Annotated in this window: 21 protein-coding genes; 8 read left to right on the top strand and 13 right to left on the bottom strand. The window is 69.5% G+C overall.

The features are described 5' to 3' along the window. The first annotated feature begins 139 nt into the window (after nucleotides 1–139). Nucleotides 140–1,528 carry a hypothetical protein gene (locus tag TBR22_RS09250; protein WP_239492689.1) on the top strand — a complete coding sequence of 463 codons (1,389 nt, stop codon included), beginning with the start codon at nucleotides 140–142 and terminating at the stop codon, nucleotides 1,526–1,528. Between the two features lie 40 nt (nucleotides 1,529–1,568). Here TBR22_RS09250 and TBR22_RS09245 read toward each other — a convergent pair whose 3' ends face one another. The 3 genes from TBR22_RS09245 to TBR22_RS09235 are packed head-to-tail and all read right to left on the bottom strand — an operon-like array spanning nucleotide 1,569 to nucleotide 5,514. Continuing rightward, a complete protein-coding gene (locus TBR22_RS09245) occupies nucleotides 1,569–3,419 on the bottom strand; it encodes an amidohydrolase (RefSeq protein WP_239492688.1) in 1,851 nt (616 codons plus the stop codon). Nucleotides 3,420–3,431: 12 nt separating this feature from the next. Next, a complete protein-coding gene (locus tag TBR22_RS09240) occupies nucleotides 3,432–4,727 on the bottom strand; it encodes an alginate export family protein (RefSeq protein WP_239492687.1) in 1,296 nt (431 codons plus the stop codon). Between the two features lie 10 nt (nucleotides 4,728–4,737). Further along, the gene (locus tag TBR22_RS09235; protein WP_239492686.1) at nucleotides 4,738–5,514 is read right to left on the bottom strand and encodes an isochorismatase family protein; all 777 of its coding nucleotides are present in this window, start codon (nucleotides 5,512–5,514) and stop codon (nucleotides 4,738–4,740) included. Nucleotides 5,515–5,922: 408 nt separating this feature from the next. Here TBR22_RS09235 and TBR22_RS09230 point away from each other — a divergent pair, with 408 nt between their 5' ends. Then, complete coding sequence (locus TBR22_RS09230; RefSeq protein WP_239492685.1) at nucleotides 5,923–6,897, top strand: MBL fold metallo-hydrolase; 975 nt, start codon at nucleotides 5,923–5,925, stop codon at nucleotides 6,895–6,897. A gap of 20 nt (nucleotides 6,898–6,917) precedes the next feature. Then, nucleotides 6,918–7,640 carry a hypothetical protein gene (locus tag TBR22_RS09225; protein ID WP_239492684.1) on the top strand — a complete coding sequence of 241 codons (723 nt, stop codon included), beginning with the start codon at nucleotides 6,918–6,920 and terminating at the stop codon, nucleotides 7,638–7,640. Between the two features lie 325 nt (nucleotides 7,641–7,965). Here TBR22_RS09225 and TBR22_RS09220 read toward each other — a convergent pair whose 3' ends face one another. From TBR22_RS09220 to TBR22_RS09205, 4 genes are all read right to left on the bottom strand, one after another. Beyond that, nucleotides 7,966–9,567, bottom strand: coding sequence for a PAS domain S-box protein (locus tag TBR22_RS09220; protein WP_239492683.1), 1,602 nt, complete (start codon nucleotides 9,565–9,567; stop codon nucleotides 7,966–7,968). 187 nt (nucleotides 9,568–9,754) lie between these two features. Continuing rightward, on the bottom strand, nucleotides 9,755–10,453 hold the full coding sequence (locus TBR22_RS09215) for a response regulator transcription factor (RefSeq protein WP_239492682.1): 699 nt from the start codon (nucleotides 10,451–10,453) through the stop codon (nucleotides 9,755–9,757). 516 nt (nucleotides 10,454–10,969) lie between these two features. Continuing rightward, the gene (locus TBR22_RS09210; RefSeq protein WP_239492681.1) at nucleotides 10,970–11,341 is read right to left on the bottom strand and encodes a response regulator transcription factor; all 372 of its coding nucleotides are present in this window, start codon (nucleotides 11,339–11,341) and stop codon (nucleotides 10,970–10,972) included. 225 nt (nucleotides 11,342–11,566) lie between these two features. Further along, nucleotides 11,567–12,616: a hypothetical protein gene (locus tag TBR22_RS09205; RefSeq protein WP_239492680.1), complete on the bottom strand. Its 1,050-nt coding sequence runs from the start codon at nucleotides 12,614–12,616 to the stop codon at nucleotides 11,567–11,569. 357 nt (nucleotides 12,617–12,973) lie between these two features. Between TBR22_RS09205 and TBR22_RS09200 the strand changes: the two genes are divergently transcribed. After that, entirely contained in the window at nucleotides 12,974–13,687 is a 714-nt protein-coding gene (locus tag TBR22_RS09200) for a VOC family protein (protein ID WP_239492679.1), read from the top strand. A gap of 135 nt (nucleotides 13,688–13,822) precedes the next feature. Here the strand turns inward: TBR22_RS09200 and TBR22_RS09195 are convergent, their stop codons facing one another. Next, nucleotides 13,823–14,365, bottom strand: coding sequence for a DUF4136 domain-containing protein (locus TBR22_RS09195; RefSeq protein WP_239492678.1), 543 nt, complete (start codon nucleotides 14,363–14,365; stop codon nucleotides 13,823–13,825). Between the two features lie 295 nt (nucleotides 14,366–14,660). Between TBR22_RS09195 and TBR22_RS09190 the strand changes: the two genes are divergently transcribed. Further along, nucleotides 14,661–15,521 (top strand): PP2C family protein-serine/threonine phosphatase, encoded by an 861-nt coding sequence (locus TBR22_RS09190; protein ID WP_239493484.1) that lies wholly within the window; start codon nucleotides 14,661–14,663, stop codon nucleotides 15,519–15,521. 19 nt (nucleotides 15,522–15,540) lie between these two features. Continuing rightward, the gene (locus tag TBR22_RS09185) at nucleotides 15,541–16,101 is read left to right on the top strand and encodes a cytochrome P460 family protein (RefSeq protein WP_239492677.1); all 561 of its coding nucleotides are present in this window, start codon (nucleotides 15,541–15,543) and stop codon (nucleotides 16,099–16,101) included. A gap of 85 nt (nucleotides 16,102–16,186) precedes the next feature. Here TBR22_RS09185 and TBR22_RS09180 read toward each other — a convergent pair whose 3' ends face one another. The 4 genes from TBR22_RS09180 to TBR22_RS09165 form a co-directional block, all read right to left on the bottom strand. Beyond that, entirely contained in the window at nucleotides 16,187–17,575 is a 1,389-nt protein-coding gene (locus TBR22_RS09180) for an NAD(P)/FAD-dependent oxidoreductase (RefSeq protein ID WP_239492676.1), read from the bottom strand. A 125-nt stretch (nucleotides 17,576–17,700) separates the two neighbouring features. Then, nucleotides 17,701–18,693 carry a nitrilase-related carbon-nitrogen hydrolase gene (locus TBR22_RS09175; RefSeq protein WP_239492675.1) on the bottom strand — a complete coding sequence of 331 codons (993 nt, stop codon included), beginning with the start codon at nucleotides 18,691–18,693 and terminating at the stop codon, nucleotides 17,701–17,703. 73 nt (nucleotides 18,694–18,766) lie between these two features. Then, complete coding sequence (locus TBR22_RS09170) at nucleotides 18,767–19,759, bottom strand: alpha/beta fold hydrolase (protein ID WP_239492674.1); 993 nt, start codon at nucleotides 19,757–19,759, stop codon at nucleotides 18,767–18,769. Nucleotides 19,760–19,885: 126 nt separating this feature from the next. Then, nucleotides 19,886–21,556: an FAD-dependent oxidoreductase gene (locus TBR22_RS09165; RefSeq protein ID WP_239492673.1), complete on the bottom strand. Its 1,671-nt coding sequence runs from the start codon at nucleotides 21,554–21,556 to the stop codon at nucleotides 19,886–19,888. A 380-nt stretch (nucleotides 21,557–21,936) separates the two neighbouring features. Between TBR22_RS09165 and TBR22_RS09160 the strand changes: the two genes are divergently transcribed. After that, nucleotides 21,937–22,653 carry a response regulator transcription factor gene (locus TBR22_RS09160; protein WP_239492672.1) on the top strand — a complete coding sequence of 239 codons (717 nt, stop codon included), beginning with the start codon at nucleotides 21,937–21,939 and terminating at the stop codon, nucleotides 22,651–22,653. A gap of 32 nt (nucleotides 22,654–22,685) precedes the next feature. Here the strand turns inward: TBR22_RS09160 and TBR22_RS09155 are convergent, their stop codons facing one another. After that, entirely contained in the window at nucleotides 22,686–22,991 is a 306-nt protein-coding gene (locus tag TBR22_RS09155) for a hypothetical protein (RefSeq protein WP_239492671.1), read from the bottom strand. A gap of 233 nt (nucleotides 22,992–23,224) precedes the next feature. On the opposite strand from TBR22_RS09155, the gene TBR22_RS09150 reads away from it, so the two are divergent. Next, nucleotides 23,225–24,316: an MBL fold metallo-hydrolase gene (locus tag TBR22_RS09150; protein ID WP_239492670.1), complete on the top strand. Its 1,092-nt coding sequence runs from the start codon at nucleotides 23,225–23,227 to the stop codon at nucleotides 24,314–24,316. Nucleotide 24,317 lies beyond the last annotated feature (1 nt).

Genomic DNA, 24,317 nt, shown 5'->3' with positions numbered 1-24,317 from the left:
TACCCGCATGCGATCTTGGACACCGTTCTCGGGCAAACGGTCAGCGTGCGCCGTTCCAGCGAACACGGCGACTGAAGGAGCGTGACGCGTCGTGTCGGCGCGACGCGAGGGGAGCCCGTCGATGCGGTAGTGTAGGCGGATGCTCCAGAGACTCCTGTGCGTGATGGCCGCAATCCTCACGTTGGCTGGCGAGGCGACCGCCCAGACGGGTCCCCTCGGCGTCGGCCTGGCCGAGATCGAGATCACGCCGCCCCTCGGCTATCGGATGGACGGCTACTTCACAGAGCGCCTGAGCACCGGCACGAAGGATCCACTGAAGGCCAGGGCGATCGTCTTCACCCAGGGCACGACGAAGACGGCGCTGGTCGTCGCCGACCTGATTGGTGTCCCGCAGGGACTGACCACGGAGGTCCGCGCACTGGCGGCGCAGAAGACCGGGATCCCGGTCGCCAACATCGCGATCACGGCGACACACACCCATACCGGCCCGATGTTCTCGGGTCCGCGGGCCCGCCTGTTCAGTGAGCAGGCTGCCGCCAGGCTCGGGGCCGATCCACTGGCCTCGGTGAAGTATCCCGAGATGCTGCGCGATCGGCTCGTGGAGGTGATCGTGACCGCCAACGCCGGTGTGTCACCGGCGTCACTCGAGTTCGCGCTGGCCAACGAGGACCGAGTCTCCTTCAATCGCCGGTTCCACATGAAGGACGGCACCGTGCGCTTCAATCCCGGGACCCTGAATCCGGACATCGTGCGCGTCGCTGGTCCCACCGATCCTGACGTGCCCTTCGTGCTGATCACCAAGGGTGGCAGTCCGGTCGGTGCCCTGACGGTGTTCGCGCTGCACCTCGACACGATGGGCGGCGGCACGGCGTACTCCGCCGATTACCCCGGACACCTCGAACAGGAGCTGCGTCGCGAGTTCGGCGACGGGTTCATCTCGGTCTTCGGTCTCGGCACCTGCGGCGACATCAACCACCTCGACGTCAGTGGCCGGCGGCGGCTGAACTCGCACTCGATCGGACTCCAACTGGCCGCGGACGTGCTGTCGGCGCGCCCGCGTACGCCGATCACGACGCCGTCGCTCGGCGCGGCGTCCGCCGTGGTCACGCTGCCCCTGCGTCCGGTGTCGGACGCCAAGGTCGCCGCGGCGCGCGCCGACATGACCAAGGTGGGGACGGACGCGTTGCCGTTCCTGACGCAGGTGGACATCGTCTCCACGCTGGACCTCGCGAGCCGCGAGCCGAACCTGCAGGCCGAGGTGCAGGTCTTCCGCCTGGCGTCGGACCTGGCCATCGTGCTGCTCCCCGGCGAGGTGTTCGTCGACCTCGGTCTGGCCATCAAGCGCGCCTCGCCGTTCACGCACACGCTGGTCATCGAGTTGAGCAACGACAACCCCGCGTATATCCCGACCGAGAAGGCCTTCGCGGAGGGCAGCTACGAGACGGTGAACTCGCGCATCGCGCCCGGTGGTGGCGAACGGTTGGTGGCCGAAGCCATCCGGTTGCTGAAGAGCGCCGCGGCACGGTAGCCCTGCCCGCTGGTCGGGGCAAGAGGAATCCGCCGGCGCCTCACCGACTGGCGGGCGAGGTGGTGGCCCGCGAGGCCGGTCTCACATCCAGCGACCTGTTGTACCCGCCGAACAGCCGCACTGGCGACCAGGCCGGAAGGATGGGCTCCAGATCCGGGACCAGATGCGTGTACGCGCCCGCGGCATGCACGGCAATCCCGCCAGTGATGGTCAGCACGGACTCGATGTGCGGAATCTCGTCTTCGGGCACGGCGAAGTAGTCGCGGCTGAGCAGGGCCATGTCGGCGTACTGGCCGGGCGCGATGCGCCCCTTGAGGTGCCCTTCGCCACTGAACCAGGCGCTGCCAACCGTGAACAGCTCGAGGGCTCTGGCACGATCGAGCCGATTGGCCTTGGACAGCAGCGGTGTGCCGCCGACACTCCTGCCCGACACCAGCCAGTACAGCACCAGCCACGGGTTGTAACTGGCGACGCGCGTCCCATCAGTGCCCAGGCCAACCGGGATCCCTGCCGCCAGCAACTGCCTGACGGGCGGGGCGTGCGCGGCCGCCGCCGCACCATAGCGGGCGATGAAATCCTCTCCGGCAAACGCCATCCGTCCCTGGACCATCACGCCGCCGCCGAGCGCCTTGATCCGCGCGATGTTGGCTGGTCGGATCGTCTCGACGTGGTCGAGCGCCCAACGCAGGTCCGTCAGCCCCGGCCGGCCTTCGGCCTTCTCCTCGCGGTGGACCGTCTCGAGCACCGACAGGATCCGGTCGATGGTCTCGTCATACGTCGCATGGAGGCGAAGCGGCCAGCGATGCCGCACCAGCGTGCGGACGGCGGCGGTCAACTCCTCGCGCCAGGCCGGGTTCGCGTCGAGGTCGGGGCGGGCGGCGCGAAAGTTCTCGAAGTCTCCTGCCGACCAGACCAGCGTTTCACCGGCCCCTTCGAGCACCAGACCATTCTCGTGGTGGACGTCGAGGTTGGCGCCGAGTCGCTCGCTGCCCACCCAGCGCTGGATGTCTGCCAGTTCCTGCCCCGGAGTCTGGGCGAACAGGTAGTGCGAGATGCGCAGCGGCAGCCCGGTCGTGCGCGCGAGGTCGACGGTCGCCGCATACTGCGCCGGATAGGCATGCCCGCCGCCACCGGCGTCGATGGCCGACGTCACACCGAACCGGTTGATCTCGCGATAGAAGTGGCGCGCCGACGATGCCTGCGCTTCGGGGGACAGTTCTCCGAGGCGGGCCACGGCCTGATAGAGAATCGTCGGGCGGGGCGTCGCGAGGATGCGGCCGGTCGGCTGCCCATCGGCCCCCTTCTCGATCGTGCCGCCCTCGGGCGCGGACGTGTCGCGCAGTCGCGCCACCTCGATGCCCTTCCTGTTGTAGATGCCCCCACTGTACAGATGGAGCACGAAGACCGGCGTGTCGGGCGCTGCGCGTGTCAGGTCCTCGGGCGTTGGCATGCGCTTCTCGGCAAACTGGTAGGGCGACCATCCCCCGATGACGCGGACCCACTGCCCCTCTGGCGTGCGTTCTGCGGCACGACGCACCATGTCGAGCGCCTGCGCGAGCGTCGGCACACCGTCCCACCGCAACTCGGCCGCGTAGTAGCGGGCGGCTCGCGTCGGGTGCAGGTGCGAGTCGTTGAGACCCGGGATCAGGCGTCGACGCTGCGCATCGATGACCGTGGTGGACGGCGCACGCAGGGCCAGCATCGCCGCATCCGACCCGATGGCGATGATCTTTTCGCCCTTCACGGCCACCGCGGACGGCCCGACCGCGACGGGGGCCTGGGTCGCAATCCGTGCGTTGTGGATGATCAGGCTGGGCACGTCCTGTGCCCTGACAACGGCGGTCGTGGACAGCAGCACCGCCGCCAACGATGCTCGGGTCAGCCTCTTCATGCCTGCCTCCAATCAGAATCGGTACGTGGCCCACGCCGCGACGAAGCGGGTGGTGCGACCCGGGCCGGACTCGCGGATGAACGGGCCGGCGGTGAACAGCGATGCGTCACCGGTCAGTGACAGCCGCCTGGTGACCTGCCATTCCGCTTCGATGCCCGGCGAATGCCCGACGAACCGCGAACGGGTGCCTTCACCGGAGCGCAACACGTTGCCCGCCAGGTCATAGATCCCGTCGTCGACCTGCCGTCGCCAGAACATCAGCCAGCTCGCCGTGACGATGACGGTGCGGCGGAGCGTGATCGACACCTGTGGATGCAGGTCACTGTGATTGGACGGACCGGCGGAGGCGATCAGCCCGAAGTACGCGCCCTTCGGAAACAGCGGGTTGAATGTCCCGAGGCGGTCGTCGTCGCGATCGCGATCGCCGCTGGTCACGTCGGTTCGCATCCCGACCCTCACCCATCCGGGCGACGTGTCGAGGCGGTACCCGACATCCGACGCCAGGGTCCAGGCCCGGATGTCGGCACGCGCGAATCTCCCCGCCTGGACCACCCCCTCCACGTTGTAGTCGAGCGCCCCCCGACTGCCCCACGCGCGGGCGCCCACCGAGTGCCGCAGTTCGCGGCCGCTCCCTTGATCGAAAGTCGCGGCGGCCCGCCGGTACCCGAGGTAGTACAGGTCCACGCCTCGCTGCCTCCGGTCGTCGTATCTGACCGCGTAGAGCCCCCACAACGACCGTCCTGTGTCGGATGCGTCGTCGAACACGCCCGGCGCGGTGCCGACATAGCGGCCACCGAACGCGTCGAGGCGCCATCCGTGTCGCGTCACGATGATGCTGGCCGCGTCGAACGTCTGCCGCACGTTGGGTCCTTCACGTGCGCTGACGAGGCGCTGCGAACCGAAGGCCAGCTCCTGGCGACCGATGCGCCACGCGACCGAACCACGCGAGACCTCCACGAACGCCTGATGAAGGTCGAGCTGATCTTCGTCCGGGGGGCGCGGGCCTCCCGCACGCCCGATCTCGATCCCGCTCTTCAGCTCGCCGTACAGTCGCACCCGGCGCCAGATGCGCGCGTCGAGGCGCCACATGTAGCGCTGCAGCCAGTAACCGTCGTGATCTGGGGGCTCGGCGCCCCACTCCTCGTTGGCGAATCGCTCGAACTGCTGCCGCATCTGGCCACCCAGCCTGACCGACGGCCCTGGAGCCGTCTCGCCGGCGGCGATGGGCACCTGGGCGGCCGCACCGGTGGCCAGCACCAGCAGGCCGGCCACAGCACCGGTGACGCGAACCCCCTGTGCATGGGTCACGCAGCGCCGCCTACTTGCTCGAGTCCCTCGCGGACTCCTGCGCCCGCCTGTAGCTCTCGGCGACGGCGCGGTAGTTGGGCACGAGTTCCGCGTAGAGCGCGCCCCACTGTGCGGCATCCGGACGATTCCAGGTGCGGTGCGTCTCGCTGAGCATCGTGTTGGTCGTGAGGGGGACGATCCCGGCCTGCGTCATCCGGGCCAGCGTGGCGTCGACGGCCATGTCGCTGACATCGCCCGAGGCGTCCATCACGGCGTAGACCTTGTAGCCGTCAGCCTTGGCCTGCAGGGCAGGAAAGGCGACGCACACGCTGGTCCACACGCCAGCCATGACCAGCGTCTTGCGCCCGGTCGCCTCGACCGCCTTGACGAAGTCGGCGTTGTCCCAGGCGCTCACTTCGCCCTTGCGCGCGACATAGCGGGCACTCGGCGCCACGGCCGTCAGTTCCTCCATGATCGGGCCGTTGGTGCCGCCCGGCTCCGACGCCGTGTAGATGATCGGCATCCGGCCCAGCTCGGCGATCCTGGCCAGGGCGACGGTGTTGGCGCGCAGGTCCCGCACGGGCACGTCCTTGACGGTCTGGAACAGGCCGGTCTGGTGGTCGAGCAGCAGGACCACGGTGTCGTCCGGATCAAGGAGCGCGGCGCGGGCGGCAGCGGTGGGCTGCCTCGACAGGCCGGCGATCGGCGCGGCAGGCCTCGCCTCCCGCACCTGCGCTCGCGCCGGCGGCTCCATGGACTGGGCGATGAATGCGGCGAGGGCTGCCAGCACCAGGCAGCCGGCTGGCATCAGTATGTTGCGGTGCAGTGACGTCACGGCTCTCTCCTTGCGGGATGTCGGGAATTGACGAACCCGATGTTGTGTCGCCGTCGCCGATTGCACATCCCTCGATCCGGTAGCGGTGACCTACCACTCGCAGAGCTCCGAGCGGCGTAGGCACATTACCGCCAGGTCGCCTGGCGTATCGCGCCGCCGAGACGCCCGCATCCGCCGCGTCCCTGTGGACATTCACAGGTCCACTCTCCCTCCTTCGGGTGATGTGGCCCGCCTCACAGGTCCCTAAGCTGTCTTCAACTGCACACGCAGCGGCAGGTCTCAGGCCGAAGGTGCTGGTGACGAGGCGACTCGTCGTGGAGTGACCACCCTGGTGTGCTGATTCAGCGTGTGACGCGCACCGCGCGTCGTGAGGGACTCCAGATGACGAAGACGAATCGATTCGAACCATTCCTGGCGTCGGTTGGTGGGTCGCGGCGGCGGTTCCTGGTGACCCTGGGGGCGGTCGGCGCGCTCGCGCTGCGACCGCGGCAGCTCGAGGCCGAGGACGAGGGCGTCGTCGGCCTGGCACGGAGGTCGGCCATCGACGCGGACATCGTCACGCACCCGGTCTCCGAGCGAGTGGTGATGCTCGAGGGCTCGGGCGGCAACATCACGGTGGTTGCGGGACGAGACGCGACGATCCTCGTGGATGCCGGCTTCCCGGTGTCGCGCGCCCGCATCCTCGCCGCGGTGCAGCGCCATAGCACGGCGCCGATCACGCACGTCGTCAACACGCACTGGCACTTCGACCATACCGACGGCAACGCCTGGCTGCACGACTCCGGTGCGGTCATCGTGGGGCATGCCCGGACACACCAGCACATGTCCACCAGCACGCATGTCCAGGGCTGGCGCCACACCTTCCCGCCGGCACCGGAGGCCGCGCGCCCGGGCCTCGTGGTCGGCGACCTGCACAAGCTCGATGCCAACGGCGTCGCCGTGCTACTGCGCCACTACCCGCCCGGTCACACCGACTCCGATCTCTCCGTTCACCTGATCGACAGCAACGTCCTGGTGACGGGTGATACGTGGTGGAACGGTCACTACCCATTCATCGACTACTCGACGGGCGGCAGCATCGACGGTGCCATTACCGCAGCCGAGACCAACCTTGCGGCAGCCGACGAGCGGACGCGCGTGGTGCCGGGGCACGGACCGGTTGGCAGCCGGGGCGACCTGCGGGAGTTCCGGGACATGCTCCTGCACGCCCGCGATGCCGTCGGGGCGCTCAAGAAGCAGGGACGCTCGCTCGAAGAGGTGGTCGCCGCCAGGCCGCTCGCCCGCTACGACGCCACATGGGGCGGCTTCCTCGTGCCATCGCCCATGTTCGTCGGGCTCGTGTACCAGGGCTGCTGACCGACTCGAGGGAGAACATGATGAACGACCTGGCACGACTGGCCATCGCCGCCCACGGCGGACTCGACACCTGGCGACAGTTCTCGCGCGTCACCGCACGCCTCGTCAATGGCGGAGCGCTGTGGCACCTCAAGGGCGTGCCGGGCGTGCTCGATGACGTGCACGTGACGGCCGACCTCCGTCGCCCGTGGGCCTCGCACGCTCCGTTCCGCCAGCCCGACCTGCGCACGGCCTTCACGCCCGACCGCGTGGCCATCGAGCGCATCGATGGCACCGTGATCGAGGAACGACGCGACCCGCGCGCCGCGTTCGCGGGGCACACGCTCGAGACGCCCTGGGACGACCTACACCTGGCCTACTTCGCCGGCTATGCGATGTGGACGTACCTGACCACGCCGTTCGTCCTCGCGTGGCCCGGAGTCACCTCGGACGAGGTCGCCCCGTGGCAGGAAGATGCACGGACGGAATGGCGGCGGCTGCGTGTGACGTTTCCCGAGACGATCGCCACGCACAGCCGGGAGCAGACCTTCTACTTCGATCGAGAGGGGCTGCTGCAACGGCAGGACTACGCGGTGGACGTCATGGGCGGCACCACCGCCGCGCACTACGTCTCCCGTCACGAGACGATCGCCGGGATCGTCGTTCCCACCCGGCGACTGGTGTATCCGCCGCTTGCCGACAATCGTCCGGACCAGGCGCTGCTCGTCGTCTCGATCGACCTGAGCGACATCGCGTTCACCTAGGCGAGGCAGGCGGCACCTGGCGCTGACTCGCGGCGATCGCCGGACGCACCGGCGCTGGCGTGAGCAGTCGCCTGGCGCCGCCCCCGGACGGTTGCCGGCGCACCCACGGCCGCCCCCGACAGCAGACGAACACAGCTGATCATGCTCCGCGCACCGAGACCGTGTTCTGCCCACCCCAGTCAGCGCCACGAGCGAGGGCGTCACGTGGTCGGCCGCGGCTCAGCGGTCATTCGTGAACTGAACTCAAGCGAGATCGATGCTGACGATGAGCGGATTGGCGACCGCAGTCCCGTCGGGCTGCCGAGGGGAGACGCGACTCGTGCCTCTACGCGATGACGCTCGGCTGGCGTGGTTCACCGAGGCACGGGATGGTGACGGCAAACGTCGTCCCCGGCCCTTCGTTGGGAGTGGCTCGGAGGTGACCGCCGTGCTTCTCGATGATCGATCGGCTCAAGGCCAGGCCGATCCCCATGCCGTCGGCCTTGGTGCTGTAGAACGGCTCGTACATCCGGAGGTCCACACCTGGCTGCAGGCCACAGCCGGCATCCGTGACGCTGAGGCGCACCCAGCCGGCGGCGTCGAGGGCGGTGCCGAGCCGCACCTCTCGCCGGAGATCCGGGACGTCGCTGACCGCCTCGATGGCGTTGCGCAACAGGTTCATGATCACCTGCTGGATCTGGACGCGGTCGGCACTCACCGGTGGCAGGCCCGCCGCCAGCGCGGTGTTCATCCTCACGCGAGCCTTGTCGCAGTCGGATCTGAGGAGCGCGACGACCTCGAGGGCCGCGTCGTTCAGGTCGATCCCGTCCGTGGCGGGTTCGTGCCGGTCCCGGAACAGGGCGCGCACCCGGGCGACGATATCGGCAGCACGGGTCGCGTCGCGCATGGTCCGCGTCATGGCGTCGAGTGCGCCATCGAGCTGCGGCGTGTCGCGCGTCAGCATCCGGACGGCGGTGCCACAGTTGGTGACGATGCCGGTCAGGGGCTGGTTCAGTTCGTGCGCGATCGAGGCCGACAACAGCCCCAATGTGGCGACCCGCTGCGCCTGGACCAGCTCCAGCTGCACCTGGTGGTGCCGTCGCTGCTCCTCCTGCAAACGCCGTGACTCGGTGAGATCCCGGTAGATGATGTAGCCCGCGCCGCCAGTCCCGTTCGTGGAGATGGGCACGCAGACGACCGAGACGGAGACCCGCGTCCCGTCCTTGTGGGTCCGGACCGTCTCCACCTCGAATGCCTCGTCGGCCAGGGCCAGCCGGTGAAACAACCCTTCGGCTTCTTCCTGACGGTCGTCGGGAACGATCAGGTCCCTCGTCCGCCGGCCGAGCGCTTCGGCCGCGGAGTAACCGAAGATCCGAGTGAACGAGGGATTGACGCGCACGATCCGCGAGTCGCCGTCCACCATGGCAATGGCGGCCGGCACCCGTGCGAAGAGCTCGTCGAGGCGATTCTTCTGCTCGTCGATCTCTTCACCGAAGCGGGCGAGCATCCGCAGGTCGTCCTCGAGCACCTCGCGACAATGCCGCAGCAGGTCCTGATGGACGTCGCCGTAGGCATTGGCCTTGCTATCCAGCACACACACGGTGCCGAAGACGCGGCCGTCGGGCCAGATCACCGGGAAGCCCAGGTACGACACCATGCCGACACCGAGCTCTGGCGCGGACAGCCACGCAACGTCCTCCAGGGCGTTCTCGACCAGAAGTGGCGCCCGCGTCTTGATGACTTCTTCGCAGTAGGTGCCGATATCGAGGGCAAACAGCTGGTCGATCGGGAACGGGTTGCCAGGCGAGGCGCTGGACACGACCGTCCGATAGCACGTGCAGAGTGGCGCCTCGATCATGGTGATGACCGCCGAGGGCACGCCAACCAGCTTGGCCACGACGTCCAGGAGTCGCTGCCACTTGTCCAACACTTCCGGTGTGAGGTCCATGCCATTACTCGCCGCCGCCGCGACCCGGCGTCCGGGCGTTCCTGTGCCTGCCGGCCGTCGTGCCCGTGATCCTCGCCCGGCCAGCGCCATGCCGTTCGCCGGGCCTCGGCAACGAGCTGGCGATGCCCGCTGATCAGCAGTTCCCGGAGACCGCCGAGTGCGGACCGCGTCCTGCATCGGCGCTGCGCTATGGCGCAGTTGTCGATGTCGGCCGGCAATATCTGACAAAGCGCGGCGCGGGCAGCCTCAACGTCGCAGCCATGGTGACCAGCTCGGCCAGCGAGTCCGCCTCCATCTTCCGCATGACCTGGCCCCTGTGGGCCTTCACGGTGATCTCGCTGATGCCGAGCTCCCACGCCACCTGCTTGTTCAGCAAGCCAGCCACCACGAGTCCCATGACGTCACGCTCCCGAGGCGTCAGGCTTGCGTAGCGGTGACCCAGCGCCCGCAGCACCGATTGCCGCATCAGCGCGGTCTCGCTCGTGGCCAGGGCGTGGCGGACGGCATCGAGCAGCACGTCGTTGTCGAACGGCTTGGTCAGGAACTCGATGGCGCCCGCCTTCATCGCCCGCACGGTCATCGGCACGTCGGCCTGCCCGGTGATGAAGATGATGGGCATCCCGGCGCGGTCGCCGAGCTGCCGCTGCAGCTCGAGCCCGTCCAGGTCCGGAAGGCTGACGTCCAGGACGAGGCACATCGGGGCGTCCAAGGGAGGCGTGGCCAGGAACGCGTGCGCCGAGTCGAACATGCAAGGGCGCCACCCCGCCCCCGCAATCAGGGGCTCGAGCGACTCGCGCACGGACACATCGTCGTCGACGACGAACACGACACCCGCAGTCTCGACCATGGAGGGCACTCCCGACGGGTTGTCACGATGGAGGCGCATGCCACCTGCCTGCGCCGCTCGGACGACAGCGTGCGCCCTTGCGCCACGCGCACGCCATTGCACTTAGGTATCGATCGATGCGTCCCCGCGCACGCCCTGAACTCTTCACGACCACTCGACGACACGACGCTCGCGACCGAACCGCTCGACCGTTGGGCAGTGCGCCACGGACGAGACGACCTGGGCCGCGGCCACGGTCGCCCGAGCAGCTGGGGTGGATACGACGCCAGCACGGCACACGCTGGCGGCTGCAACGTCGAGGTCACGTTACGCCGGTAGGCAGTCGAGGGTCTGTGATTGCAAGGCAGGTTACCGCACACCTCACTCGCGGGCAACGTCCTTCCACGCCAGGCCAGGCCTGCGGCGATCTGCAGCCGTCGACGACGTGCGCTGGGCCGTTGTCCCGCCGCCGCGTCACGACATACGTCAGTACACACGAACGCATGTGCCGCCACTGATGAGGTTCACGCAGGGATCGCGCGACCGGCGTGGGCCTGCTCAGGCTCCGACGGCCACTCAGCGAGTTCTCAGCGCCGCCGCGACAGCGTCGACCAGCGCAGCGACACTGAATGGCTTGGCCAGCACCGCGACGGCGCCGGCGGCCATCAGCCGTGGCCCGATTCGGTCGTCGAGCCTGGCGGAGATGAACACCGTCGGAACCACGCTCCCCCGCCGCAGCAACTCTTCGTGTAACTCGGGACCGCTCAGGCCCGGCAGGCCGATGTCGAGGATCAGGCAATGCGTGCGGGCCTGTGCACGCGCATCCAGGAACGCCTCGGCCGACGCGAACGCTTCCACACGCCACCCCGCGTCTGCGAGGAGATCGGGCAACGACTCACGCACGGACACATCGTCGTCCACCACTGCCACCAACGCCGGCTGGGTCATCACGGTCACTCGTCGGCCCACACCATGTGTGACGCTGACGACTCAAGGTCGAGGCCTCGCCCACGGCACGGCGACGGCCCGGTTCTGGCTACCACCGTGCCGGACGTGGTCCACGATGTCGCGGGTTGTGACAGGTCGACCACCGGCGCCCAGCCTAAGGAGCGAGCGGCCCTCGCACCATTGCACCTTGGTATCGATCGGCGGCCTTGCGGAGGCTCGCTGGCGTCAGCCGAATGTGAACGAGAAGACCTGGGCGCCCGGCAGCGCGAACTCGATCGCGAACTGGCGCGCCCTGATGGGCTGTGGCTGTCGAATCAGCTGGTGCAGTCGGGGTTCACTGACGACACCGTCGCCCGCGGCATCCACGTCGTGGCCGTGTGCGGCGCCCGGCGGCGCACCGTCGAGCAGCACCCTGAAGGGGATCGGCGTGCCGTCGCTGGCCGGGGCCATCACCAGATGGAGGTCACGGGCCTGGAAGCCGCAGGCGACACGTGCCGACCGTTCCTGCGCGACCGCCGCCTCGGGCCCGGCGGTCCACGCGCCGCCCAGGGCCCAGGCGTTCAAGGCCAGGGGCGTTGGCGCCGTGTACGTGCGGCGGCCACGCTGCAGGCCTCCCGGCGAGGCGAACCGCTGCTGCCGTGCGCGTCCCAGGTACATCTCGGGAGACTGCAGGCTGGCCCAGTCCGCCTGGAGTTCGAACCTCTCGGCCACCACCTGCCCGGGATGCGACGGTGACGCCAGGCGCCCTGCCTCGGCCAGTGCGTCGCGGATGGCCCGCTCCGACGCGTCGTACTCACCCTCGCCGAAGTGCCGGCGCCGGAGCTGGCCGTCCTTGCCGAACACGTAGAGGGCGGGCCAGGAGTGATTGTCGAAGGCGCGCCAGATGGCGTAGTCGTTGTCCACCACCATCGGGTACCCGAGCGCGAGCCTGGCGATCGATCGCCGGACGTGCGCCAGATCGCGCTCGAACGTGAACTCCGGCGTGTGCACGCCGACCATCGTGAGCTGCGGGTACGCCTGCGTCCACGCGCGCACGTGCGGCAGCGTGCGCAGCCAGTTGATACAGGTGAAGGTGCCGAACTGTACGGCGACGACCGCGCCACCGAGCGCCGCGGGATCGGGACGCGGCGCGTTCAGCCAGGGCGACCCGCCCCAGAGCGCCCGGAGCGCTTCCGGTCCGGCGGCACCAGCCCGGGGGAACAGATCCAGCCCTGCCGCCGCGACGGTCATCGCAGCCGCACCGATGAAGTGGCGCCGGTCCGGTGGCATCAGCATGTGTCTCCCCTGGCGTGCCGGCGAGTGAGCGCGGTCACGCCCGCGTCGCTTCGGCAACTGGCTCCTCGATCACGCCACAGGCGGAGGCCGCCGGTCCATTGCACCAACGTGTCGGCCGGCACGGGCCGTCGCACCGGCGCCACACGCTCGATGCCTCGATACCTTCGTGCAATGGCGCCGCGACTGCCCCCGGCGTCCAATGGCCTCGTGTGCTCGTGCGCTGCCGATGCGGGTGCCTCTCCGGGCCTGACGGCGACGCCGCAACGCACCGGCCGGCGGCGGCGCGGAACCCGGCCTGTAGCCACGGACGCCTGCCACGCGCCGACGCGACACTCGTCACGACGAAGGAGTCGAATCATGAACACCACACAGGAACAGCGTGCGGAGCCGACCACCGACGGGCTCACCCCGCCCCTTCTCGACCTCAAACTCGAGGTGGTCGTCGTTCCCGTCTCGGACGTCGACCGGGCGCGACAGTTCTACGAGGGCCTCGGCTGGCGGCTGGACGCCGACTTCTCGCATGGCGACAGCTGGCGACTGGTGCAGATGACCCCGCCGGGCTCGCCGTGCTCCATCATGTTCGGCCGGGGCTTCACCGACGCGGCGCCGGGGACGGTCAAGGGGACGTTCCTGGTGGTGGACGACATCGACGCGGCCCGCCGGCAACTGGCGCGCCACGGCGTCGCGGTCAGCGAGGCCTTCCATTTCGATCACGGCTTGCTGAACACGCGCGGTACCTCGCGGGTGCCCGGCCGCGATCCGCAGGGGCGGTCGTACTTTTCCTTTGCGGCCTTCAGTGATCCCGACGGCAACGAATGGCTGCTGCAGGAGGTCACCTCACGCCTCCCGGGGCGCGGCTTCGCCTCCGACGCCGCCACGCTCACCGCCCTCTTCCGTGAGGCCGAGGGCCGTCACGGCCAGCACGAGGGCAGCGCCCCGCCACACCACTGGTCGGACTGGTATGCAGGCTACGTCGTGGCGCGGCAGCGTGGCGACTCGCCCGAGCAGGCCATCGAGGCGGCCGCGCGCGTGTTGTCGGAACGGCACGGCCAGTCAGCGCCCATCGCCTGACCTGCCGCTCGGCCGACCGCAGGGCGTCGCCCGGGAGCTCACATGCGAAGGCGGACCTCACGTCTCGTGAGGTCCGTCCGTTGCGCGTCGGCCTCGACCGACGTGTGGCGCACGTCCGGGTCGGGACTGCCGCGGTCAGCGCCGTCTGGCGTCCCTGGAGGGCGGATAGTCCTGCAACATCTTCTCGACCGAGCCGACGATGGTCGCGCTCCGCTTCTTCGGGTCTTCCGACAGCACCTTCATCCCGGTGCCGCGCCAGATGGCCTTCCGGCTCGACGCGTCGAAGATGTCGAGTACGAGCGTGCCGACGGTGTAGCTCGTCGACGACGTGGTGGCCGAGCCGAACGACGAGCCCCGCCATTCCCAGTCCCCACCGATGTCAGTGTAGAAGGTGTGCAGGGTCTGCGCCTGCTCGGTCGCCGTGTGCACGGCAATCGCGAGGTCGGCGTCGGCCGCAACCAGTCGTAGCCCTCGAGCGGTCAGGCCAGTGACGACCGCGTCGGTGATCCGTTGATTGATCAGCGGGCTGGACGTGGACGGTTCCTTCAGCCACATGAAGGTGGCATACCGCCGGAAGTCGGCGTCCGGATCGTGGTCGGTCCTGACCGACTGAGCGAGTGCCGTGCCGGCTCCCAGCAGCAGGACCGCAAGGACGAGGGACGAGGGACCGCGCGACATCAGAACCTCCTTGACGTGTGGTGAGCGAATGGCCCCGCCGTGAATGGATGGGCATCGCCAGGGCGACGCACTCGTGGCCACGCACCGAGCTTGCCCGGCCTGCCCGACGCGATCCATCAGACTTACGTATCGGCGACGCCGCGTACAGCGCGGGCCGGCCCCGCCACGTAGCCGCAGCACAGCGACACGATCGTGCAATGGCGCGGTCGGCGGCGCCGTGCTGTAGTGGGATCCGGTCCGGGGAGCACACTCCCGCGCGGCGACGCTTCGCCCGGACGACGAGACGCTCGTGGCCATGCGCCAGACACATCAGCCTCGTGCCGGCGAGATCGCGGAGCCTCTTTCCGCGAGCGCACCCGTCCGTCTCGCCCATGGCGAGACCTGGGCACGCGCCGGCCGCGCGTCCGGGCTCGTCCAACTACCCGGCCTCGAGGCATGGGTCCATTCGCAGCCCGCCGCGCAGGGCGAGTGCGGCGGCGACGTCCAGGTACTCTCCGTATGCCCGGTCGGCCAGGTGGCGCGGATTGCACTGGCCGACGTGAGCGGTCACGGCAACGCCGTCGCGGCCTTCGGCGCGATCCTCCGCGACATGGTGCAGGACTCCCTGAGCGCGCTCGAGCAGCGGTCGCTACTGCGCGAACTCAATCGCGCGGTCGGCGCGCGCCTCGCCTCGCTGCACTATGTGACGATGGTCGCCGCCGGCTGGCACAGCCATCGCGCCGTGCTCGTCCTCTCGAGCGCCGGGCATCCACCGTCTTTGTGGTATCGAGCCGACGCTGGCCAGTGGCGATGGTTGGAAAGCCGCAGGACCACCTCGCGCCGGGCCACGGGCCTTCCCCTGGGGTTGCTGCCGGACGTGTCGTACGGCAGCCGCGCGCTGCACCTCGGGCCTGGCGACATCGTGCTCCTCTACAGCGACGGCGTGTCCGAGGCGCTCGACAGCCGCGGAGAGGAACTGGGCCGCCCTGGCCTGCTGACGCTCGCACGCGCGCTCGACGTGCGGTCCGCTGAGGCATTCGGTCTGGCGTTGGCCGCATCGCTCGAACGGTATCGCGGCGACGCCGCTGCTGTTGACGACGTGTCGTTCGTCGTGCTCAAGCGACCGGACGGCCCGATACCTTCGTCCGATGGCACGCGCGGCGCCGGCCTGCTGTGATGAGGCGCAGGAGGAGAACATGCGCAGACTGGATCCAGCAGGTCGCCCGCTGGCGCGAGCGGCAGGAGTGTTCATGGGAGCATCGATGGCGATGGCGCTCGTCGCCATGCCGACCGTGTCGTCGGAGCCGGCATCGGCCGCGGCGAGCGCCGCGATCTCGGCGGGCAGGCTCCCGGACGGCTATCGAGACTGGCGCCTGGTCTCGGTCGCACGGGAGGAGGGTGACCTCGACGACATCCGTGCCGTCCTCGGCAACGACGTGGCAATCGAGGCGTACCGTGGTGGACGCACGTCCTTCCCGGATGGGACGGTGATCGCGCGGCTCGCGTGGAGTTACGAATCGTCGGAGGAGAACGACCGCAGCTTCGGCCGCAAGCAGTCGTTCGTGGCTGGCCATCCGAAGAACGGCGTCCAGTTCATGGTCAAGGATGCCAGCAAGTACGCCGAGACGGGCGGCTGGCTGTACGCGCACTTCGAGGACGGCCAGGCGTCGCGCGACGCGGCGCAGTTGAACGCGTGCTTCCAGTGCCACAAGGCGGTGAGCGGGCGCGACTACGTGTTCACGCGGTACGCCAGGTAAGGCGGCCCGCGCCGTCGGGGTCGTCGCCGCGCCCATCGCGCGGCGACCCCTTGTCGCGGGCCCAGCCGTCACGCGCCCGGTCGCCTCAGCGCTCCGCGCGCGGCGCGCGCCGCATCGACGCGAGATCGGCGAAGCTGCGATTGAGCATCCGGCTGAACGCCGGGAACGGATGGATCAGGTCGGCCAGGGTGTCGATCGGCGTGCCGACGCGGATGGCGAGCATCAGCTCACCGATGATCTCGCCAGCTCGCGGCGCCAGGATGCTGGCGCCCAGCAGCGTGCCGAGGCGCCTGTCCGCCACCAGCTTGAGCACGCCGCCGTGGAAATCATGGATGTACCCTCGCGCCGTCTCGCCGGGATCACTGGTCGACACGATCACGTCGGCGCCGTCGGCGCGCGCGGCGGCCTCGGACAGGCCGACCGACGCCACCTCGGGATCGGTGAACGTCACACGGGCAACGGCCGAGTGACTGGCACGCGCGTCCTCGCCGCGCAGGCGGCGGGCGATGACGCGCCCGTGATAATCGGCCAGGTGCGTGAAACCGCCGAGGCCGGCAGCATCGCCTGCCACGAACACGCCCGGCGTGACCTCGAGCGTCGACGGATCCACCCGCAACCATCCCTTGTCCCCCTGCGGCAGGCCGGCGGCCTGCCAGGCCTCGACCCGCGGGCGGCGACCGGTCGCCACGAGGAGGCGCTCGGCGCGCACCTCGGCGCCAGAGCGCAGGCGCAGGCACACCAGGTCGCCCTCCGCGTCGCGATCGATCCCGATGCACGGGTCGGCCACGTGCACCGTGACGCCCTCTGCTTCGAGGTGCGTGCGGATCGCCGCGCCGACCTCGGGCTCCTCGAGGGCCAGCAGGTGGTCCGCCGCCTCGATGACGGTGACCTGGCATCCGAATCGGGCATAGGCCTGCCCGAGCTCCAGTCCGATCGGGCCGCCGCCGAGCACCGCGAGCGAACGCGGCAGGGCTGCGGGCAGTGTCGCCTGCCGATTGGTCCAGTACTCGACCAGGTGGAGGCCGTCTATCGGCGGAACCGCTGCCACGCTCCCGTTCGCGATCACGAGGCCACGCGTGGCCGTCAACTGGCGCGAACCGACCCTGACGGTGCGCGCGTCGAGAAGCGCACCATCACCTCGTATCAGGGTGGCGCCCTTGGCCTGCAGGGCGGCGGCCGGGCGGCTGTCGTCGAGGTCGCGCGCCATCCACAACGCGCGCCTGGCGATCCGGCCGAAGTCGACGTCCCATTCGACGCGCGAGGCCGACAGCGTCCGGGCCCGCCCGCATTCCGCGAGGACCTCGCCGGATCGCACCAGCGTCTTCGATGGGATGCAGCCCCAGTACGGGCACTCGCCTCCCACCAGTTCACGCTCGACGATCGCCAGCGTCAGGCCGCTGTCGGCAAGTCCCTCGGCAAGCGCTTCTGCCGCGACGCCACCACCGAGACACACCACGTCGAACTGTTCCGTCATCGTCCGCCCTCCTTCCGTCCCTGCGTCCGCAGCTCAGCGGATGTGGTCGTTCCAGTACCGTGTGAATCGCGACCTCGAGCGTGGCGGTCGTAGTCGTTGCCTCGGGCTGCCATGGCCAGGGGAGATCAGGCGGTCGGCGCGACCGACAGTGGCGCGGCCGCCATCGTCGCGAGCTCGGCATGGCTACCGGGGCCATCCACGTGCCTGGCTGGGCGGCGGTCGACCATCAGGCGCAGCAGTTCGGGGCGGCTGTAGTGCCCGCGGGCATCCATCACCTGCTTGCGACGATCGATCGCCGCGAAGTCCAGGTCGGCGATGACCACCCCCTCGCCGGTCCGAACCGGCTCGCCGATCACCCGGCCGTCTGGAGCGACGATCGCGGTGAAGCAACCACCCGAGATGGCACCGATCGGGCCGGCAGTGTCGCTGGCGATCTGCGCCTGCTGCCCCGCATCGAGCCACGCGGTCGCGCAGACCACGAAGCAAGCGGACTCCAGCGCGTGCTGCCGGACGTTGACTTCGGTCTGTTCGGCGAACAGGCTGCCGAAGATCGAGCCCGGGTACATCGCCGAGTGAATCTCCTCCCCGTCGGCCATCAGCGCGTATCGCGCCAGCGGATTGTAGTGCTCCCAGCAGGCCAGTTGCCCGATCCGGCCGGCCTGGCTGTCGATGGCGACCAGCCCGGAGCCGTCACCCTGGCCCCACACCATGCGCTCGTGGTATGTCGGTGAAATCTTGCGCCGGCGCTGGAGCAGCCGACCGTCGGCGTCGAACAGGAGCTGCGTGTTGTACAACGTCCCGTGATCCCGCTCGTTGACGCCGATCGACACGACCACGCCGGCCTCCCGGCACGCGTCACCGATGGCGTCGGTGGCCGGCGACGGCACGGTGACCGCCTCGTGCAACAGGCGCTGGTGCTCGCGTCCGGCGATGATCTGATGGGCCGGCTGGATGAACGAGAAGTACGGGTAGTACGGCACCACCGTCTCGGGGAACGTGGCGAACCGTACGCCCAGCCGCCCGAGGTCCCGTATCGATCGGATCACCTTGTCGACCGTGCCCTCCCGGCTGTACAGCACCGGACTGAGCTGGACCGCCGCCGCCTTCACCACACGCATGGCCGCCTCCTGGGAGTCTGCCGCCGAGCCCGCCCCCACGGGCTCCGGTGGGTTGCGAAACCGCGGACGCCATTCACAACTGATCTACCGCCAGCACCGCGTCCGCGAAGTGGCGCGGCGCCTCTTGCGGGAGGTTGTGGCCGATCCCGCCGGCGATGTCGCGGTGCTGGTACGGGCCCGTGAACCGAAGGGCATACGCCCGGCTGGCAGGGTGCGGGGCTCCGTCGGCGTCGCCCTGCAGCGTGATCGAGGGCACGGCGATGGCCGGCGCACGCGCCAGCGTCGCCTCCAGCGCGTCGTATTGCGGCTCGCCCGGCGCCAGGCCCAGCCGCCAGCGATAGTTGTGGATGACGATGGCGGCGTGATCGGGGTTGTCGAACGCGGCGGCTGTCCGGGCGAAGGTCGCCTCGTCGAACGACCACCGCGGCGATGCCAGCCTCCACATCAATGCGGTGAACTCGCGACGGAACTCCTGGTAGCCCTGCGCCCCCCGCTCGGTGGCGAAGTAGTACTGGTACCACCACGCGTGCTCGTCGTGCGGGGGGAGCGGCCGGCGGTTCAGGTCGCGATTGCCGATCAGGTATCCACTCACGGCCACCATGCCGCGACACCGCTCCGGCCAGAGTGCGGCAACGATGTTGGCGGTGCGGGCTCCCCAGTCGAACCCGCCGATCACGGCGGCCCGAATGCCGAGCGCGTCCATGAGGGCGATGACGTCGAGCGCGACGGCCGCCTGCTGCGCGTTCCTCGGCTGGCTGGCGGAAAGGAACGTCGTTGCGCCGAAACCGCGGAGGTACGGCACCACGACCCGGCGGCCGGCCGACACCAGTCGCGGCACCACGTCGGCGAAGCTGTGGATGTCGTAGGGCCACCCGTGGAGGAGGATGACCGGCGGCGCTTCCGGGGGGCCGACGTCGACGTAGCCGACGTCGAGCACGCCGGCGACGACGTGCTTGATCGGCCCGAACGCGCTCAGGCCGCGCCGCTCCGACGCGGGCTTCGGATGGCCCGGCTCGGCCGCGACGCGTGGAGTCAGGCATGGCGCGCCAGGCAGTGCCAGCGCCATACCGAGGAAGCGACGGCGATCGCAGCCGGTCGCCGTGCATCTCGATGACGTAAAGGGCTCGCCGGTCACGTTTCCATTCGACTACACGGCACAGCGGGCTTCCATTGGACGATGGTGTCGGTGCGCCTAGGTCCGCAGGTACTGGTGGACGAAAGCGATGGCGTTCGATCCCTCGCCGACTGCCGACGCGACGCGCTTGCTGTTGCCGCTCCGCACGTCGCCGACCGCGAAGACGCCCGGGCGGCTGGTCTCGAGCAGGTAGGGCGGCCGTGCGAGCGGCCAGGATGCGGCCGCCAGATCCTCGGGGGTGAGGTCGGGACCGGTCCTGATGAAGCCGCGCGGGTCGAGCGCCACGCGGCCCTCCAGCCAGGCGGTGTTGGGCAGCGCGCCGGCCATCACGAAGACGTGACCCACCGCGTGGACCTCGATCTCGCCACCGGGCCCTCGCCACCCGACGGCCTCGAGGTGATTGCTGCCCCGCACCCAGGCCAGTTCCGAGCGCGTGTGCAGCGTGATGCGCTCGTGGTCCTCGATGCGCCGGATCAGGTACCGCGACATCGTCTCCGTCAGCCCGTCACCACGCACCAGCATGTGGACGTGCCTGGCGGTCTGCGCCAGGAACACGGCCGCCTGGCCGGCGGAGTTGCCACCACCGATCACCACGACATCCTCGCCGGTGCAGACCTGCGCTTCCATGGGTGTGGCCGCGTAGTAGACCCCGGCCCCCTCGAACCGCGGCAGATCGTCGACCGGCGGCTTGCGGTACTCCGCGCCGGTGGCAATCACCACCGCGCGAGCCGGTACCGGAGGGCCGCCGTCGATGCGCACCGCGTAGGCGTCCGGCCCACCCGCGAGCTCGGTGGCGCCCTTGGCGACGACCACCTGCGCGCCGAACTTCAGTGCCTGCGTGTGCGCGCGATCGGTCAGCTCCTGTCCAGCGATCCCGTTGGGGAAGCCGAGGTAGTTCTCGATACGGGAGCTCGTGCCCGCCTGTCCTCCCGGCGCGTTCGCCTCGGCGACCAGGACATCGAGTCCCTCGGACGCGGCGTAGACGGCCGCCGCGAGGCCGGCTGGCCCAGCGCCGATGACCACCACGTCCCGCACACGCGCCTGATCGATCGCCTCGTTGAAGCCGAGACACTCGGCCACCTGCTGGTTGGTCGGATTGCGCAGCACGGTCTCGCCGCGGCAGATCAGCACCGGGACGTCGTCGAGCGACACCTGGAAGCGCTCGAGCATCTCCTGGGCGTCGGCATCGTGATCGAGGTCGATGTACCCGAAGGGATGACCGTTGCGAATCAGGAACGCCTTGAGGCGCAGGGTGCTGGCGCAGTGGTTCGACCCGATCACGACGGCATCGCCGAGGCCATGGGCGATCAGCTCGACCCGCCTCAGGATGAAGGCGCGCATCACGATGTCGCCGAGCTCGGCATCGGTCTGCACGAGCCGCAGCAGTTGCTCTCGCTCCACCTCGAGGACCTCGCCCGGCTCGCTGACCAGCGCGCGCACCAGCGAGCGGCGCCCCGCGATCATGCTGGCCTCGCCCAGGAACGCACCCGGCCGGTGCGTGACGATGAGGGTCTCGGCGCTACCGGACGAGCGGAGGATCTGCACGGCGCCGGTCAGCACCACGTAGAACGGCACATGCGCCTGGCCCACCTCCACGAGGCGCTGGCCGGCCGCAATCGGCCTGCGGTGCCCATGCGCCGCGATACGCGCGACCTGGGCAGGGGTGAGGGTCGGGAAGATCCGGTCGGGCGTCCCGACGCTGCGCAAGGCGATCTGGGTCTCAGGCACGGTCATCCCCGGTGTGGCCGTCGGTACAATCGGCGGCGTTGCTCGCGAAGGCGCCGACCGGCCGACGATTGGCGCGACCCGATCATGATGCACCCCGATCACACCGCGGGCAGCGTTGGCGAATCCATAGGACCATAGTGTGAGTTCCACCTCGGCCGCGGCCCTCTCCACCACACAGCCTGGTGGCTGCGGGCCGACGCTCAGCGGCCATGCGGGCACGTGTCAGGAGTGTGCGGCTCGACCGGCCCGGCGCGCCTCACTCGTTCGGGTGAGGAAAGCATTCACGCCTGAGTGGGCAGTGCCGTAGCGACATGTCGGGATGTGCCGGGACGTGTCAGCCGCTACCTTCGTGGCATCACACGAAGGAGTCCCGCATGTACATGAGCTCGACTCGCACCGCTGCCGCCACTGTCGCGCTCGATTCATCGTCGCCGTTCGCCCTTCAGCCGACCGTGTTCCTCGTCGAGGAGGACGATGGGCTTCGAGAGGAACTGGAGCTGCTGGTCGAGGTGCATGGGTGGCGCGCCGAGACGTTCCCCTCCCTCGACGCCTTCCTCGCCAACGCTCGCGACGCTGCGCCGGCCTGTCTGGTGATCGACGTGCCGCTCGCCGGTTCCCTCGGGGGCACGCTTCAGGAGCGACTGGCGACCGAACGGCAGGACCTGCCGGTCGTGTGGATCACCAGGCACGCCGACGTGCCCGGCACCGTGGGGGCGATGCGCGCGGGCGCGGTCAGCGTGCTGCTGAAGCCAGTCGACGACGACCAGCTGCTGGCGGCCATCCGTGACGGACTCGAGCGCAGTCGTGACCGGTTCGTGCGGCAGGCCCGCACCCGGGTGCTTGGTCGGCGCTACCAGTCCCTGACGCGGCGCGAGCGCGAGGTAATGGTCCTCGTGGTCGCCGGCCTGCTGAACAAGCAGGTGGGCGCCGAGCTCGGGATCAGTGAAATCACCGTGAAGGCCCACCGTGGCAAGGTCATGCGCAAGATGCGCGCCGACTCGCTGCCGGCCCTCGTCACGATGGCCGATGCCTTGGGGCTCCCGGTGCCATCGGTCGACCTCCGGTCGGTCACCGACGCGCGCGTGCGGTGGGAATGACGATCTGCTTGCCGCATCGCGGGACCCGGCCGCTATGAGTGGTCGCCATTGGCGGTGAGACCAGGCCGTGAACGACGCACCGATCGCGCGCGCGCATCGGACGCACCCCGGCGGCGGAGCCAGGGCCCCAGCCGTCTCGTCAGGCGGGGCATGACCACCCACGTCAGCAGTGCGATGCTGACCGCTGACGACATCGCGACGTTTGCCAGCAGGGGCAAGTGCGCCGGTTGCAGCGCATACGCGGTGGCCGAGGTGATCGGCATCAGCGTCAGCCAGGTGAGGAGCGCCATCTTCCAACGTACCGGCCTGGCTGACGTCCGGGTCGAGGTCTGGTCCATGAGTCGCATCTCGTGCCACATGCGACCACGGTCGCCATTGCACCTAGGTATCGCCCGGGACGCCGCGCTTCACTCAGGGAGTCGATCGGCACCAGGGTCGGGTCCCCCACGCCGAATCGTCCGCATGCGACACCATCGTGCAATGGCGCGCCAGCGCCCCGCCTTGGTGTGATGCGGGTGGTCCGACGCAGACGTGGCGATCACGACGCGTCGCGCAATGAAGGAGCGCCGACATGCTGACTCGGTACGACACTCTCGCGGCGTACATCGCCGCGTCGTTCGGATTGTGTGCGCTGGGTGCCTTCGGCCTGAACGCAGCCGTCGGAAGCGCAGGCGCGCCGACGGCCGGCGCCAGCGCGCGTCCAGGAACCGCGGGCGTCGCCTACCCCAACATGCCTGCGTTGGCGCCGATCGGGGTCCGCATGGACAGGTACCAGGAGGTACCGCGGGAGGCGCGAGGCGCACCCATCGATCCTGCCAAGGGCTATCGCCTGCAGCAGCTCGGCGAGGGCCTGTTCATGGTGACCGATGGCGCCTACCAGTCGATGTTCCTGGTCTACGAGGCGGGCGTCGTGGTCGTGGATGCCCCGCCCTCCTACGCTGCGCGCATCCGGTCGGCCATCGCCGAGGTCACCGACCAGCCGATCACCCACGTGGTGTACAGCCACCATCACGTCGACCACATCGCCGGCGTGAGGCAGCTCGGTGGTACTCCGATCATCATCGCCCACGAGGAGACGAACCGACTGTTGGCCAGGGACAAGGATCCTGACCGGCCGCTGGCATCGGTGACGTTCCGCGACCGGTACACCGTGCGCGCGGGCACACAGCGCCTCGAGCTCACCTACCACGGAGTGGCCCACGCGCCGGGCAACATCTTCATCCACGCCCCCAGGCAGCGAACGTTGATGGTCGTCGACGTCGTGTTCCCGGGCTGGATGCCGTGGCGCCGGTTTGCCGTCGCCCACGACGTCCCGAACGTCTTCCAGCAGGTGGAGGAGATCAGCCGGTGGGACTTCGACACCCTGGTCGGCGGCCACGTGGCGCGGACGGGCACCAGGGACGACGTGCTCACGCAACTGGCGTTCATGAAGGACCTGAAGGCGGCGGCCGGGGCCGCCCTCGAGGCCACCGTGCCAGGGGAGGGACTGCACGAAGCGGATCGCGCCGAAAACCCGTGGGCGCGGTTCGACCACTACATCGACCGCGTCGCGCTCGCCTGCGTGAACGAGCTGACCCCGAAGTGGGCGAGCCGCCTGGCCGCCTTCGACGTCTACGTCTGGGATCAGTGCTTCACCATGGAACAGAGCCTGCGCATCGACTAGC

The sequence above is a fragment of the Luteitalea sp. TBR-22 genome, from assembly GCF_016865485.1.
GTDB lineage: Bacteria > Acidobacteriota > Vicinamibacteria > Vicinamibacterales > Vicinamibacteraceae > Luteitalea.
This window is presented reverse-complemented; position numbering and strand designations above follow the sequence as displayed.